13 protein-coding genes are annotated in these 15,491 nt (G+C 68.2%); 12 read left to right on the plus strand and 1 reads right to left on the minus strand.

Annotated elements, in window-relative coordinates; translation table 11 throughout:
- Positions 1-126: 126 nt before the first annotated feature.
- The 3 genes from lolA (at position 127) to H609_RS0108650 (ending at position 3,352) form a co-directional block, all read left to right on the plus strand.
- Positions 127-786, plus strand: a complete 660-nt coding sequence (gene lolA, locus H609_RS0108640; RefSeq protein WP_028484755.1) for an outer membrane lipoprotein chaperone LolA — start codon at positions 127-129, stop codon at positions 784-786.
- Between the two features lie 401 nt (positions 787-1,187).
- A complete protein-coding gene (locus tag H609_RS0108645) occupies positions 1,188-2,570 on the plus strand; it encodes a replication-associated recombination protein A (RefSeq protein ID WP_028484756.1) in 1,383 nt (460 codons plus the stop codon).
- Between the two features lie 5 nt (positions 2,571-2,575).
- Positions 2,576-3,352 carry a TVP38/TMEM64 family protein gene (locus H609_RS0108650; protein WP_018876968.1) on the plus strand — a complete coding sequence of 259 codons (777 nt, stop codon included), beginning with the start codon at positions 2,576-2,578 and terminating at the stop codon, positions 3,350-3,352.
- Here the strand turns inward: H609_RS0108650 and H609_RS0108655 are convergent.
- Positions 3,287-3,844, minus strand: coding sequence for a TMEM165/GDT1 family protein (locus H609_RS0108655; protein ID WP_028484757.1), 558 nt, complete (start codon positions 3,842-3,844; stop codon positions 3,287-3,289). The genes H609_RS0108650 and H609_RS0108655 overlap by 66 nt on opposite strands.
- Before the next feature lie 303 nt (positions 3,845-4,147).
- On the opposite strand from H609_RS0108655, the gene H609_RS0108660 reads away from it, so the two are divergent.
- The 9 genes from H609_RS0108660 (at position 4,148) to H609_RS0108705 (ending at position 15,490) form a co-directional block, all read left to right on the plus strand.
- On the plus strand, positions 4,148-4,390 hold the full coding sequence (locus H609_RS0108660) for a hypothetical protein (RefSeq protein WP_019590155.1): 243 nt from the start codon (positions 4,148-4,150) through the stop codon (positions 4,388-4,390).
- Positions 4,391-4,480: 90 nt separating this feature from the next.
- Positions 4,481-4,837, plus strand: a complete 357-nt coding sequence (locus H609_RS0108665) for a DsrE family protein (protein ID WP_017941855.1) — start codon at positions 4,481-4,483, stop codon at positions 4,835-4,837.
- Positions 4,838-4,964: 127 nt separating this feature from the next.
- Positions 4,965-6,278: a nitrate regulatory protein gene (locus tag H609_RS0108670; protein ID WP_028484758.1), complete on the plus strand. Its 1,314-nt coding sequence runs from the start codon at positions 4,965-4,967 to the stop codon at positions 6,276-6,278.
- A gap of 486 nt (positions 6,279-6,764) precedes the next feature.
- Complete coding sequence (locus H609_RS0108680; protein WP_018879832.1) at positions 6,765-8,183, plus strand: CmpA/NrtA family ABC transporter substrate-binding protein; 1,419 nt, start codon at positions 6,765-6,767, stop codon at positions 8,181-8,183.
- An 11-nt stretch (positions 8,184-8,194) separates the two neighbouring features.
- The gene (gene ntrB / locus H609_RS0108685) at positions 8,195-9,142 is read left to right on the plus strand and encodes a nitrate ABC transporter permease (RefSeq protein WP_026280635.1); all 948 of its coding nucleotides are present in this window, start codon (positions 8,195-8,197) and stop codon (positions 9,140-9,142) included.
- Between the two features lie 10 nt (positions 9,143-9,152).
- Entirely contained in the window at positions 9,153-9,950 is a 798-nt protein-coding gene (locus H609_RS0108690) for an ABC transporter ATP-binding protein (protein WP_028484759.1), read from the plus strand.
- The gene (gene nirB / locus H609_RS0108695) at positions 9,950-12,430 is read left to right on the plus strand and encodes a nitrite reductase large subunit NirB (RefSeq protein ID WP_028484760.1); all 2,481 of its coding nucleotides are present in this window, start codon (positions 9,950-9,952) and stop codon (positions 12,428-12,430) included. Before H609_RS0108690 ends, nirB begins: the two co-directional genes overlap by 1 nt.
- Positions 12,427-12,798, plus strand: coding sequence for a nitrite reductase small subunit NirD (gene nirD, locus H609_RS0108700; RefSeq protein WP_028484761.1), 372 nt, complete (start codon positions 12,427-12,429; stop codon positions 12,796-12,798). The genes nirB and nirD overlap by 4 nt, the downstream gene beginning before the upstream one ends.
- 1 nt (position 12,799) lies before the next feature.
- Positions 12,800-15,490: a nitrate reductase gene (locus H609_RS0108705; RefSeq protein ID WP_028484762.1), complete on the plus strand. Its 2,691-nt coding sequence runs from the start codon at positions 12,800-12,802 to the stop codon at positions 15,488-15,490.
- Position 15,491 lies beyond the last annotated feature (1 nt).

The following is a 15,491-nucleotide window of genomic DNA, read 5'->3' on the forward strand; positions in this document are numbered from 1 at the left end:
ACCCCGGCGCAGCGACAGGGTCCATGTTCCCGATCGGTGACGTGGTGCGCCATCCCCGAACGATACATTCACGCCCGGTTAAGCGACCGGGCGCAGGATGAGGCCAACCATCCTTCCGGAGCTTGCATGAACGTTCGTCTTCTTCCCCGCTTGCTGGTGGCCGTGGTCGTCGCGACCGTGCTGTTCGCCGGCGCCGTGCAGGCGGCTGACCGCACGCCCGCTGCGGATGCCCGCGCCGCGCTGGATCGCTTTGTCGACGGGCTGGAGAGCTTCTCCGCCGTGTTCACCCAGACGGTGCGCGACGACACGGGGTACGTGCTGCAGGAGTCCGACGGGCGCATGCAGCTGGGCATGCCCAACCGCCTGCACTGGGAGGTGACCGAGCCGTTCCCGCAGACCATCGTCTCCGACGGGCAGGACCTGTGGATGTACGACCCGGACCTGTCGCAGGCCACGGTGCGCCCGCTGGGCGATGCCTTCGATGCGACCCCGATCGCCGCGATCACTCAGCCGGAGCGCCTGGACGAACACTTCCGCATGTCGCTGCGCCCGGTGCCGGGGGGTGACGCCCTGCGCCTGGTGCTGGTGCCGCGCAACGAGCAGGCCGACTTCACCAGCCTGGACCTGGACTTGACCGCGGAGGGGGAACTCACCCGCATGGCCTTCCGCGACATCTTCGGCCAGGAGACCGTGATCCGCTTCCACGAGACCGAGCGCAACGCGGACCTCGACCCGGCCGTCTTCACCTTCGACCCGCCGTCCGGCACCGACATCTACCGCCCGTAACCAAGCCCGCGTCCTGTTATTCACCACGAAGCTCACGAAGGCACGAAGAAGGTCAAGGACTTTTGCAGGAGGGTGGGTAGACTGCAAGGAGGGCGCAGGAACTGTAGCGCTTTGGCCTGAATGCCGACGGCCCGGGCTACGTGACGACGTTGGTGTAATCCCGTCCACCCCGCAACGCCGAACCATCCGTCATGGTGTGTCTGGACAGACGCCCTGCGCGCTGTCATTCCGGACGGAGCGTTCGTACATCCCTTTTGCCGTGGATGTTCCCAACCCCAACACCAGCTCTTCTCCGTGTTCTCTGTGCCCTCCGTGGTGCAATCCGGCCTTGACCTTCTTCGTGCCTTCGTGCGCTTCGTGGTGAAAAAAGGGTTTTCGCCCGAAGGGTTACAATCTCCGTTATGAGCGATTCCCTCGATGGCGATCTGTTCGGCCCGGACCCGGACATGGCGTCGCCCGAACCCGAACCGGAGCCGCCCCCGGCTGGCCCCGACCCGACCGCGCCGCTGGCCGAACGCATGCGTCCGGCGCGGCTGGACGAGATGGTCGGCCAGGACCACCTGGTCGGCCCGGATGCCGCCCTGCGCCAGGCGATCGAGCAGGGCCAGACGCCGTCGATGATCCTGTGGGGCCCGCCCGGCTGCGGCAAGACCACGCTGGCGCGACTGGTGGCCGCGGCCGGCGCCCAGCGACTCGTCACGCTGTCCGCCGTGCTGGCCGGGGTGAAGGACGTGCGCGCCGTTGTGGAGTCCGCGAAGGCGCGCCGGCGTAACGGCGTCGGCACGCTGCTGTTCATCGACGAGATCCACCGCTTCAACAAGGGCCAGCAGGATGCGCTGCTGCCGCATATCGAGGACGGCACGCTGACCTTCGTCGGCGCGACCACCGAGAACCCTTCGTTTGCCCTGAACAGCGCACTGCTGTCGCGGGCGCGGGTCTATCGCATGGAGGCGGTGGGGGCGGATGCGGTCGAGTCCCTGATCGAGCGCGCCCTGGAGGATCCGGAGCGAGGCCTGGGCGGGCGCGGCCTGACCCTGGAACCGGAGGAGCGCCAGCGCCTGGCGCGGGCCGCGGACGGGGATGCCCGGCGCGCACTGAACTGGCTGGAGACCGCCTCCGATCTCGCCCGCGACGGGGCCATTACCGGTGATGCCCTGCGCGCGGTCATGGGCGCGCAGTCCCTGGCCTTCGACCGCCAGGGCGATGCCTTCTACGACCAGATCTCCGCCCTGCACAAATCGGTTCGCGGCTCGGATCCGAATGCCGCCGTGTACTGGTTGACCCGCATGCTGGATGCCGGATGCGACCCGGACTACCTGGGCCGGCGCCTGCTGCGTATGGCTTACGAGGACATCGGCCTTGCCGCGGTCGGGCTGGGCGCGCGGGTACTGGCCGCCTGGCAGACCATGGAGCGTTTGGGGCGGCCGGAGGGCGACCTGGCGCTGGTGCAGGCGGTGATCGAACTGGCCGCCGCACCCAAGAGCAACAGCGCCTATGCGGCCCTGAACGAGGCACGTTCGGCGATCGGTGATAGCGGCAGCGCGGGTGTGCCGCTGCACCTGCGCAACGCGCCGACCGAGTTGATGCGCGAGGAGGGCTTCGGTGCGGGATATCGCTACGATCACGACGAACCGGATGGTTTCGCGCGCGGTCAGGTGTACCTGCCGGAAGGCCTCGAGGACGCGCGCTTCTACAGCCCGCGCCGGGACGGCACCGAGCGCGCGCTGGCGGAGCGCCTGGACCGCCTGCGCGACGCGGGCGACAACCCCGGCGCGGAGGGCTGACCGGGTTGCGCATCCGGCATCACAAGCGGTGGCTGACGGTGGCGGCGATCCTGTTCGGCGTGTCGCTGGCGTGGATCCTGCTGACCACCGAGTGGCCGAGCCTTGGCTTCCCGCTGGGCGAGGTGGAGGCCTGGCTGCGGGGCTGGGGTGCGGGTGCCTATCTGGTGTTCGTGCTCGCCTTCATGTTGCTGGCCCTGTTCCCGCTGCCCAGTACCTTCTGGATCCTGCTGGGCGGGGCGTTGTTCGGCCCCTTCACCGGCGCCGCCCTCAGCCTGCTGGCAGCGACCCTGGCGGCGGTCATTGCCTTCCTGCTGGCGCGTACCTGGCTGCAGCCCTGGCTGGCCCCGCGCATGGGGCCGCGCAGCACGCGGCTGCGGGCGGATGTGGAGGCCGAGGGCTGGCGGGTTGTGGCCCTGACCCGTCTGGTGCCAGTGTTTCCGTTCGCGCCGACGAACTACGCCCTGGGACTGGTCCGGCTGCCGCTGCCGGTCTTCGCGCTGACGACCATGGTCGCCCTGATCCCCAGCCTGTTCGCCTATGCCTGGCTGGGGCACGCCACCCGGGAGATGGCCAGTGGCGCCGACAGCGGGGTCCAGCTGGGGCTGGCCCTGCTCGCGGTGCTGGCGCTTCTGTTGTTGCTGCCGCGTCTGGTGCGCCGCATCTGGCTGGGCCAGAAGACACTGCACACCGAGGCGCCGCTGACCTCAGTATCTTCCTCAGACCCAGGCGAGCAGGACCCCGATGCCCAGGGCGAGGAACAGCAGGGCGGCGAGCGCGCGTAACAGCCGCAGGGGCAGGTGGCAGGCGAAGCGCTGGCCCAGCCACACCACCGGGGCATTCGCGAGCACCATGCCGATGGTCGAGCCGATCACGACCAGGATCAGGCTGTCGAAGGTCGCGGCCAGCGCGCCAGTGGCGACCTGGGTCTTGTCGCCCATCTCGACCAGGAAGAACAGCACCGTGGTGGTCCAGAACACGCCGTGCTTCGAGGCGGCCGGCAGCTCGTCCTCGCCATCCGGGACCAGCACCCACGCGGCCATGACGATGAACCCGATCCCGAGCCCCCAGCGCAGCCATTCGTCCGGGATGCTGGCGCCGATCCAGACGCCCGCCAGCGCGGCGAGAAAGTGATTGGCCAGCGTGGCCACCACGATGCCCCAGATGATGGGCCAGGTCTGCTGGTAACGGCAGATCAGGAACAGGGCGAGGAGCTGGGTCTTGTCGCCCATCTCGGCGATGGCGACGATGACGGTGGAGACGAGCAGGGCTTCCATGACGGTCTTCCGGGCCGGGTGGATGGGCAAGACAAGTGACATCGCACCATCCACCCGGCCACGGATGCTGGCGCAATGCCACAGGTCTCGCGGGGCCCGGTGCCGCATCGGCGGCGGGGCTGTCTGCACCACGGGCCTCCGAACGGAGAACCGAATCTGTTGATGCAGACCCCGGTGAGGCCAGGCCACCCGAGTCGCTACTCCCCTGAAGCTGGACGGATTCTAGTCATCCCGGTCCGCGCGGGCAAGGACGATCGCGGCTCCGGGCTGCGCCGCTGACGAGGCTTGGGTAGCATGCGCGCGATGAAACGCTTCCTTTACTGGGTCGATCGGGCCCCCCTTTGGCTGTTCGCACTGCTGGTTGCGACCGTCGGCCTGGCCCCCTGGATCCCCGAGCCGCATGTCGCAGAGAAACTGCGCTGGCTGTTTGCCGGGGAGCTGACCCGGCCACTCGACGTGCTCGACCTGGTCGTCCATGCCGTGCCCTGGCTGTTGATGGCGTTCAAGCTCTATCGCAACAGTCTCACCACGAAGGGCGCCCCCTGAGCCGATTGTTTCTCCCTGGCTTGTGGGAAATCGACGCGCCGCTTGCCGGCCGCTACCGTTTTCGCACCTTTTCAACCCCGGGAGATTCCCATGCGCTTTATTGTTGCCGTCACCGCCGGTACCGACGACCCGACCCGCGCCACGCTTGGCATGATCGCCGCCAATGTGGCCAAGCAGCAGGGCCACGATGTGACCGTCTGGCTGCAGGGCGAGGCCGTGAACATCGCCAACCGCAACGTGTACGACAAGATCGTCGGCCACAACATGCCGGCAATGAAGGACATCGTGGATTCGCTGGTGAGTGAAGGCGTTCCGTTCTGGGCCTGCGAGGCCTGCGCCAAGGGTCGCGACGTCGGCGAGCACAACTTCCTGCCGAACGCCGAGATGGCCGGCATGGGCCACTACGTCCAGGCCGTCGCCGAGTTCGACCGCTCCATGAGCTTCTGATCGGCCGGGCCGTTCCGCGGGCGGGGCGTGATGCCCCGCCCGTTTTTGTTTGTACCCCCGCTGTCAGTCGGTCGAACTGGCACATTGCATGCTTGTTTGTTCCGGGAGTGATTCACGGACGACGAGCATGACCCAGAACACACCCCCGAGTTTTTCCCTCGAAGAGTCCATTGGCGATTTCCTGGTCGCCTCGCGCAAGTGCGAGGTGGTGAGCCTGGAGCGCCTGCTGGAGGCGGTGCAGCTGGTCGGGCGCATCCGCGCGCTGGTGCATGCCCTGCAGCGCGAGCGCGGGGCCTCCAGCCTCTGGATCGGGTCCGGCGGCCAGCGCTATACCCGCGAACTGGAGCAGTACCGGGCCGAATCGGACGCCGCCGCGGCCGCGTTCCGCGAGCACCTGGATGGCTGGTTGGCCCCGGACGCCTGCGCCCATGGCCGTAGCCGGCTGCTGGGGCGCATGGCGCTGGCGCTGCATGGCCTGTCCGGCCTGGGCAGCCTGCGCGAGGAGGTCCTGGAGCTGACCCTGAGCCCGATGGACTCGACTCGCGGCTTCAGCGAGCTGATTCGCGCCCTGATGGCCCTGGTGTTCGAGGCTGCGGATTCGGCGACCGATCCCGAGGTCTCGCGGGCCCTGGTGGCCCTGCTGAACTTCATGCAGGGCAAGGAACTGGCAGGGCAGGAGCGCGCGATCGGGGCCGCCGGGTTTGGCGCCGCGAACTTCGAGCCCGAACTGCGCCAGGCGCTGGTCCATCGGATCGATGCCCAGGAACGGGCGTTCCGTATCTTCTCCGAGTTCGCGGCACCGGCGGCCTGTGCCGCCTGGCGCGAACTGCAGACGGCGGCCTTCGCGGCGGACATCGAGCGCCTTCGCCGTCGGGCCTGTACCGAGGCCTCCGGGCACCACGACCCCGCCCGGGCCGAGGAATGGTTTGCCTGTACCACCGCGCGCATCGACGCGATGAAGGAGATCGAGGATCTGCTGGAGATGCACCTGAACGAGTGCTGCTCGGCACGCATCACGGCGGATCGCGCGGACCTCGGCGCGGTGCGTGACCGGGTTGCGCAACTCGCCGAGTCGGAACTGCGCGACAGCGTGCCGTATGCGGTGTTCTTCGGCGCGCCGGAGGGGCTGGAGCCCTCGCAGGAGGAGGGCGATGCCGCACTCAACGTACCGATCGTCGGACACTCGGTGATGGACCTGGTGCAGCGCCAGGCGGCCCGGCTGCAGTCGGTGGAGGACGAGCTGCATGCGGCACGCCAGGCCCTGGCCGAGCGCAAGACCATCGAGCGTGCCAAGGCCCTGCTGATCCAGCACCGTGGCCTCAGCGAGGATCAGGCCTACAAGCTCCTGCGCCAGACGGCGATGAACCAGAACCGGCGCCTGGCCGAGGTCGCCGAGGCGACCGTCGCGATGTCCGATCTGCTGGGCAAGGGCGGCCTGTAGCCAGCCTTGGGAAAGGGATGCCGGTGGGGGTGCCCCTGTGGGAGCGGGCTTGCCCGCGAAGCCCCTGCCCGTGGCGGACACTGGCAGGGGCTTCGCCGCCAGGGCGGCTCCTACAGGTAGTGCACCAGCCCGGTTCATCTGCACCGCCAGCGCGCCCCAGGTTGGTGCCTCCGGGATCGGCTTCGGGACTTCGGGCTTCCCGCAAACGTTCGACCCGATGTTCGAAACCATCCGATTTTCCCGTGCCATGGCGCGATTGTGCCTCGCGGGGTCGATTCGTAACGGCGAATTGGCACACCTCCTGCAGGAGTATCGGTAAGACGAGCCAACGGCGGTTCGTCGCCTGACAACAGGGAGACCCGGTGACCGGGCCTCCGATGGGACTGGACAAAGGCGTCCATCACCCGGCTGCAAACGCGGCCGGGCTGATGCGGCGCCTTTTTTCGTTTTTGGGATGTGTTTGCTGACAAGGGGAGTGAACCCGCAATGACCGATCACACGAATGACACGAAAAAGACCGCCGGCCTGTCGCGCCGGCGCTTCCTTCAGGCCGGCGGCGTTCTGGCAGGTGGCGCCGCCTTGGGGATGCATCCGGACTTTTTCCGGGCGGCGGCCTATGCCGGGGGATCCGAAGGGCTGGAAAAGACCAGCCTGGAGTTCGGATTTATCCCCCTGACCGACTGTGCCCCGCTGGTCGTTGCCCAGGAGAAGGGGTATTTCGCGCGCCACGGTCTCGACGTCCATGTGGCCAAGGAGGCTTCCTGGGCCAATATCCGCGACAAGGTCTCCGTTGGGAGCCTGGATGGCGGGCACATGCTGGCGGGAATGCCGATTGCCGCGACGCTGGGCGTGGGTGCTACCCAGCGCAACACGATCACGGGGTTCAGCATGGACCTCAACGGCAACGCGATCACCGTTTCCAACGAGCTCTACGACCGGATGGTCGAGGCCGATCCCGAGGCCATGAACGAACGGCCGATTTCCGCGCGCGCCCTGAAGAAGGTCATTGATGCCGACCAGGCAGCTGGCCGTGCCCCGATGACCTTCGCCATGGTGTTCCCCGTATCCACGCACAACTATGAACTGCGCTACTGGATGGCCGCGTCCGGGATCAATCCGGATCGGGATGTACGCCTGGTCGTGATCCCGCCACCCCAGATGGTGGCCAACCTGCGCGCGGGCAACATGGATGGCTACTGCGTGGGCGAGCCCTGGAACATGCGTGCGGTGGACATGGGGATCGGCAAGACCCTGGTGACCAACTACGAGATCTGGAACAACAATCCAGAGAAGGTGTTCGGCGTACTCGAGAGCTGGGCGGAAAAACATCCGAATACGCACCAGGCCGCGCTGCGTGCCTTGATCGAGGCCAACGAGTGGATGGACAAGCCTGAAAACCGCGAAGAGGTGGTGCGCATCATTTCGGGCCGCCGTTTTGTCAACGCGCCCGAACACGTCGTCGCCATGTCGATGACGGGCACACTGCAGTTCACCCCGGACGGAGATCCCGAACCCTTCCCGGACTTCAACGTATTTCATCGTTACGCGGCCAGCTTTCCGTGGCGTTCGCACGCGGCCTGGTTCGTCACGCAGATGGCCCGTTGGGGGCAGTTGGAGGATCCGGTCGACATGCGTGCGGTTGCGGAGAAGGTCTATCGACCGGACCTGTACCGGAAAGCGGCCGCCGAGGTGGGTGTCGACTATCCGGAAATCGACTGGAAAAAGGAAGGCACCCGAGAGGATCACTGGACATTGGAAGAGGCCTCCTCGCCCATCGCGATGGGCCCCGATCGGTTCATTGATGGCCGGATTTACGATCCCGACGACCTGACGGGGTATGTCGCCGGATTCGACGTACATAGCCGCAAAGTCGCATTGGACGACCTTGCCGCGGCGAACGGATAAAGGAGGCCCCCGTGTCTACGAATTACGCCGACATGCGTCTCGCGGTGGATCGCGAGGTCGCTGACGATATCGAGGCCCGTACGGTTGCCGAAACGGTGGCCGAACCGGAACCGGATGCACGCGTGGGTACGCCGGGAGAGGCCGGTGGAGTGCACGATGACCGGTTCGAGGTGATGGCGGAGAAACTGCAGCGCTGGCTTCCGGTGCTGGTACTCCCGCTGGTCGCGTTCGCCCTGTTGTTGGGGGGCTGGGTCTGGCTCCAGTCCACGGTCGCTCCGGATCTCCCCACCCCGGGGCAGGTCTGGGCCGAGGCGGTCTATCTGCTTGGCAATCCGTTCTATGACTACGGCCCGAACGACATGGGGATTGGCTGGCAGGTGCTGTATTCCCTCGGTCGCGTCCTGGCGGGCTTCGGCCTGGCGGCACTGGTGGGAATCCCACTGGGACTGATGATGGGCGCGTCCCTCACGGCTCGTCGCGCCATCAGCCCGGTGGTGCAGCTCCTGCGTCCGGTTTCGCCCCTGGCGTGGCTCCCGCTGGGTCTGCTGGTGTTCCAGGCGGTCAACCCCTCGGCGATCTTCGTGATCTTCATCACCAGCATCTGGCCGATCGTGATCAATACCGCCGCTGGGGTGCAGGCGATTCCGCGCGACTACACCAACGTGTCCCAGGTTTTGCGCCTGGGGCGTCTGGAAGCGGCGCGCAAGATCCTGGTCCCCGCAACCATGCCCTACATCCTGACGGGTATGCGCCTCGCGCTCGGGATCGCCTGGATGGTGATCGTGGCGGCCGAGATGCTCACCGGTGGGGTCGGGATCGGATTCTTCATCTGGGATGAATGGAACAACCTCAATGTGGCCTCGATCATCGTGTCGATCTTCGTCATCGGCCTGGTGGGTATCGCCCTGGACGGCGCGGTCGGCCTGATCAAGAAACGCTTTGACTACGCACCCGCGTAAGGAGAGACCCATGAGTCACTATCTCAATCTCGACCATTTGGACATGACGTTCGCCACCCCGCGCGGGCCGCTCAACGTGCTCAACAACGTCAATCTGAAGGTCCAGCAAGGCGAATTCGTGTCCATCATCGGGCATTCCGGATGCGGCAAGTCCACCGTGCTGAACATCGTGGCCGGACTGCTGCGTTCCTCCACCGGGGGCGTTCTTTTGGAAGATCGCGAGGTGGTGGAGCCCGGACCGGAGCGTGCCGTGGTATTCCAGAACCACTCCCTGCTGCCCTGGATGACCGTGTACGAGAACGTACGTCTGGCGGTGGACAAGGTGCGCAGCGGGGCTGCCAGCGCCGAGCGTGACGCCTGGACCCTGGAGAATCTCGAACGCGTCCACATGACCCATGCCAGGGATCAGTACCCCGGCGAGACCTCCGGTGGCATGAAGCAGCGCGTGGGCATCGCCCGAGCGCTGGCGATGGAGCCGAAGGTCCTGCTGATGGATGAGCCCTTCGGTGCGCTGGATGCGCTGACCCGGGCGCATCTTCAGGACGAAGTGATGAGGTTGCAGGCCGAGCTGGGCAACACCGTGCTGATGGTCACCCACGACGTGGACGAGGCGGTGCTGCTGTCCAACCGCATCGTGATGATGACCAACGGCCCGGCCGCGACCATCGGCGAGATTCTGGAGATCGACCTGCCGAAGCCGCGCGAGCGCCTGGCGATGGCCGACAACGCCGATTACAACCACTACCGGGCCGAGGTGCTGCGCTTTCTCCACGAGCGCCACAAGAACCCCGAGTCGGAGGCCGCGTGATGGATACCGCGAACGACAAGCCGCGGCTGGTCCTGATCGGCAACGGCATGGCCGGGATGCGTACGGTCGAGGAGCTTTTGAAGCTCAAGCCGGACATGTACGACATCACCGTGTTCGGTGCCGAGCCCTGGGGCAACTACAACCGCATCATGCTCTCGCCGGTGCTGGCCTCGGAGAAGACCGTCGACGAGATCATGCTCAACGACGATGCCTGGTATGCCGAACGCGGCATCACCCTGCACAAGGGCAAGCGCATCGAGCGGATCGACCGCGTGAACCGGCGAGTGATCGCCGAGGACGGCACCGAGGCGCCCTATGATCGCCTGCTGCTGGCGACCGGCTCCGATCCGGTGATGATCCCGGTGCCGGGGCACGAACTGGAGGGCGTGGTCGCCTTCCGCGACATCCACGACGTGGACGCGATGCTCGCGGCCAGCCGCGCACACCAGCATGCGGTGGTGATCGGCGGCGGCCTGCTGGGCCTGGAGGCCGCCAACGGCCTGATGCGCCAGGGCATGGAGGTCACCGTGGTGCACCTGATGGACCACCTGATGGAGCGCCAGCTGGATGCCGAGGCTGCCGGGATGCTGCGCAGCTCGCTGGAGGAACGCGGCATGCGTTTTCGCATGGCGCACCAGACCGAGGCGATCCTGGGCGAGGACCGCGTCACCGGCGTGCGCTTCACCGACGGCAGCCAGATCGAAGCGGATCTGGTGGTGATGGCGGTGGGCATCCGCCCGAACACCGCGCTGGCCGAGTCCGCCGGGCTGCACTGCGAGCGCGGCGTGGTGGTAAACGACACCCTGCAGACCTATGACCCGTCGATCTACGCGGTCGGCGAGTGCGTGCAGCACCGTGGCGCCACCTACGGCCTGGTCGCGCCGCTGTGGGAGCAGGCGAAGGTCTGCGCCAACCACCTGGCCGAGTACGGCATCGGGCGCTACGAGGGCTCGATGACCTCCACCAAGCTGAAGGTGACCGGGATCGACCTGTTCTCCGCCGGCGACTTCACCGGTGACGAGACCACCGAGGACCTGGTGTTCAAGGATGCCGCGCGCGGCGTCTACAAGCGTCTGGTGCTGAAGGACAACCGCATCCAGGGGGCCGTGCTGTACGGCGATACCCTGGACGGCTCCTGGTACTTCCAGCTGATGCGGGACGCCACGCCAGTGGCCGACATCCGCGAGAACCTGCTGTTCGGCCAGGCGCATATCGGCGACTCCGGCCACGGCGACGAGGCCTCGCGGGTCGCGGCGATGCCCGACGAGGCCGAGATCTGCGGCTGCAACGGCGTGTGCAAGGGCGAGATCGTCCAGGCAATCAGCGAGCACAAGCTGTTCACGCTGGAGGACGTGCGTGCCCACACCAAGGCGTCGAACTCCTGTGGCTCCTGCACCGGGCTGGTGGAGTCCGTGCTCGCCACCACGCTGGGCGGCGACTACTCCGACGCCCCGGCGAAAAAGCCGGTCTGCGCCTGCACCGACCACAGCCACGACGAGGTGCGCGCGGCCATTGCCCGCGACGGCCTGAAGTCGATGCCGGCGGTGTTCGAGGCCCTCGACTGGAAGACCCCGAACGGCTGCCATGTCTGCCGTCCGGCGCTCAACTACTACCTGCTGGCGGCCTGGCCGAAGGACTACCAGGACGATGCCCAGTCGCGCTTCATCAACGAGCGCGCCCACGGCAACATCCAGAAGGACGGGACCTATTCCGTTGTGCCGCGCATCTGGGGCGGGGTGACCACGCCGGCCGAGCTGCGCGCGATCGCCGAGGTGGCCGAGCGCTACCAGGTGCCCACGGTCAAGTTCACCGGCGGCCAGCGCATCGACCTGCTGGGGGTGAACAAGGTCGACCTGCCGGCGATGTGGCGCGATCTCGGCGCCGCCGGGTTTGTCTCCGGGCATGCCTACGGCAAGGCCCTGCGCACGGTGAAGACCTGTGTCGGCTCCGAGTGGTGCCGCTTCGGCACCCAGGACTCGACCGGGCTCGGCATCCAGCTGGAGCGGATGACCTGGGGCTCCTGGACCCCGCACAAGTTCAAGATGGCGGTCTCCGGCTGTCCGCGTAACTGCGCCGAGGCCACGATCAAGGACCTGGGCGTGGTCTGCGTGGACTCGGGCTACGAGCTGCACGTGGGCGGCAACGGCGGCGTGAAGGTCCGCGCCACCGACTTCCTCTGCAAGGTCGAGACCGAGGCCGAGGTGCTCGAGTACGCCGGGGCCTTCATGCAGTTCTACCGCGAAGACGCGCGCTACCTGGAGCGCACCGCCCCGTGGATCGAGCGCGTCGGGCTGACCCGGGTGAAGGAACGCCTGGTGGACGACGCCGGGAACCGCGCCGCGCTGTACGCCCGCTTCCTGGAGTCGCAGGAGGTGGCGCAGGTGGACCCCTGGGCCGAGCGGGCCGCCGGGCATGCGGCGCACGAGTTCATCCCGATCACGCCGGTGGACGCGGCCCCGCGCCAGGGGGTGTCGGCATGAGCTGGCTCGCGATCTGTCCGCTCGAGGACATCCCGCCGCTGGGTGCGCGCGTGGTGGCGGGCCCGAACGGCGACATCGCCGTGTTCCGCACCGCGGATGACCGCGTGTTTGCCCTGCGCGACCAGTGCCCGCACAAGGGCGGGCCGCTGTCGCAGGGCATCGTCCACGGCGAGCGCGTGACCTGCCCGCTGCACAACTGGGTGATCGACCTGAAGTCCGGCGAGGCCACCGGGGCGGACAGTGGCTGCACCCATGCCTTCCCGATCCGGGTGACCGACGGTCAGGTGTGGCTGGATCTCTCCGGCGCCACGGCCAATTCCGCGGACGATCCCTCGGCAGTGCCGGTCGCCTGCCGCGAGGCGGGCTGAGATGGCCACGGCTGAGTCGGTGACCCGCACGACCTGCCCCTATTGCGGGGTGGGCTGCGGCGTGGAGGTGACCGCGACGCCGGAAGGCGAGTTTCCGGTCGCGGTGCGCGGCGACCTCGCCCATCCGGCGAATGCCGGTCGCCTGTGCTCCAAGGGCGCGGCACTGGCGGAGACCCTCGATGACGAGGGCCGGCTGCTGCACCCGGAGATCGGCGGGCGGCGCGTCGACTGGGAGACCGCGCTGGATCATGTGGCGGACGGCTTTCGCGAGACCATCGCGGCATACGGGCCGGATGCGGTCGCCCTGTACGTCTCCGGGCAGATCCTGACCGAGGACTACTACGTCGCCAACAAGCTGATGAAGGGCTTCGTCGGCTCGGCCAATATCGACACCAACTCCCGGCTCTGCATGTCCACGGCCGTGGCCGCCCATACCCGCGCCTTCGGGGTGGATGGCGTGCCGGGGAGCTATACCGACCTCGAGCAGGCCGATCTGGTCGTGGTGACGGGCTCCAACATGGCCTGGGCCCACCCGGTCCTGTTCCAGCGCCTGCAGGCCGCCCGCGCGGCGCGGCCCGGGATGAAGCTGGTGGTGATCGACCCGCGGCGCACGGCCACCGCCCAGGCGGCCGACTTGCACCTGCCGCTGGCGCCGGGCACGGATGCCTGGCTGTTCAACGGCCTGCTGGACCACCTGCGCCGGGAGGATGCGCTGGACCCCGGCTTCCTGGAGCGCCACGTCGACGGCTTTGCCGATGCCCTGGCGGCCGCGCGGGCCTCCAGCCCGTCGATCGCCGCGACCGCCGAGGCCTGCGAGCTGGAGCCGGAGGCGGTGGCGACGTTCTTCCAGTGGTTTGCCCGTACCGAACGCACCGTGACCGCCTTCTGCCAGGGCATCAACCAGTCCGACAGCGGCGTGGACAAGGCCGGGACGATCCTCAACGTCCACCTGGCCACCGGCCGCATCGGGCGCCCGGGCATGGGCCCGTTCTCGCTGACCGGCCAGCCGAACGCGATGGGCGGGCGCGAGGTCGGCGGACTGGCCAGCCAGCTGGCCGCGCATATGGGCTTCGACGACGCGGCCCTGGACCGGGTCGGGCGTTTCTGGGGCGCGCCGAATCTCGCCCGCCAGCCGGGGCTGAAGGCGCTGGACCTGTTCCGCGCGGTCGAGTCGGGGCAGGTGAAGGCGGTCTGGATCATCGGCACCAATCCGCTGTTCAGCCTGCCCGAGGCCGCGCGCTTCGAGCAGGCCCTGGCCGAATGCCCGCTGGTCGTGGTCTCCGACTGCGTGCGCGAGACCGAGACCACGCGGGTGGCCGACGTCCTGCTGCCGGCGACCACCTGGGGCGAGAAGGACGGCACGGTAACCAACTCCGAGCGCCGCATCTCGCGCCAGCGCCCGTTCCGGGCGCCCCCGGGCGAGGCCCGCCACGACTGGTGGGCGCTGGCCCGAGTCGCGCAGCGGCTGGGTTTCGCCGACGCCTTTCCCTATACCCATCCGGGCGAGATCTTCCGCGAGCATGCGGCGCTGTCCGCCTTCGAGAACCACGGCACGCGCGACTTCGACATCGGCGCACTGGCCAGGCTGTCCGACGCCGAGTACGAGGCCCTGGAGCCGGTGCAGTGGCCGCTGCCGGCGGGGAGTCGGACGGGCGCCGAACACCTCTATGCCGATGGCCGTTTCTTCACCGCCAATGGCCGGGCGCGGCTCGCGGCCGTGACTCCGCAGGCCCCGACCGACCCCGTCGCTGCCGACTATCCGCTGCGCCTGAACACCGGCCGCATCCGCGACCAGTGGCACAGCATGACCCGTACGGGATGCACCCCGCGCTTGAGTGCGCATCAGCCGGAGCCGTTCGTCGAGATCCATCCGGTGGATGCCGGGCTGTTCCGGGTCCAGGCCGGCGATCTCGCCGAGGTGACCAGTCGCCACGGACGCCTGCTGGCGCGGGTACAGGTGAGCCGCGAGCAGCGCCCGGGCAGCGTGTTCGTGCCCATGCACTGGAGCCGGCCGATCGCGCGGCTCGCCCGGGTCGATGCGCTGGTGCCCGCGCATGTCGACCCGGTCTCCGGTCAGCCGGCGTTCAAGCACACGGCTGTGGCCGTGTGCCCGGCGGCGCTGGACTGGCACGGCTTCGTGCTGAGCCGCGAGCCGGTCGCTGCGCCCGCAGCCGACTATGCGGTCACCGCCCGTGGTCCCCGGCACCTGCGCATCGAACTGGCCGGGCGGGGCGCACCGCCCACGATGGATGCGTGGCGCGAACGCCTGGACGGGCCGGGGGAATGGCTGGAGTTCGCCGATCCCGCCGGGGGCCGCTACCGCGCCGCGCGGATCCACGAGGGCCGGCTCGCCTGCGTGCTGTTCGCGGGTCCCGACCGGGGCCTGCCCGAGCGCGAGTGGCTGGCGGGCCTGTTCGCGGCCGAGACCATCAGCGATACCGAGCGCATGGCGCTCCTGACCGGGCGACCGCCGAACGGGCAGGTCGCGCGCGGGCGCATGGTGTGTGCCTGCTTCGGCGTGGACGAGACGCGAATCCGAGCCGCGATCCGCGAGCAGGGGCTGGCCACCTGCGAGGCCGTGGGTGCGTCCCTCGAGGCGGGGACCAACTGTGGCTCCTGCCGACCCGAGATCCAGACCCTGTTGAATGAAGAAGCCGAGGTGCCCACGAACCCCGTGGCGCGGGAGGGATAAG

This window comes from Thioalkalivibrio sp. ALE17 (assembly GCF_000425605.1).
GTDB lineage: Bacteria > Pseudomonadota > Gammaproteobacteria > Ectothiorhodospirales > Ectothiorhodospiraceae > Thioalkalivibrio.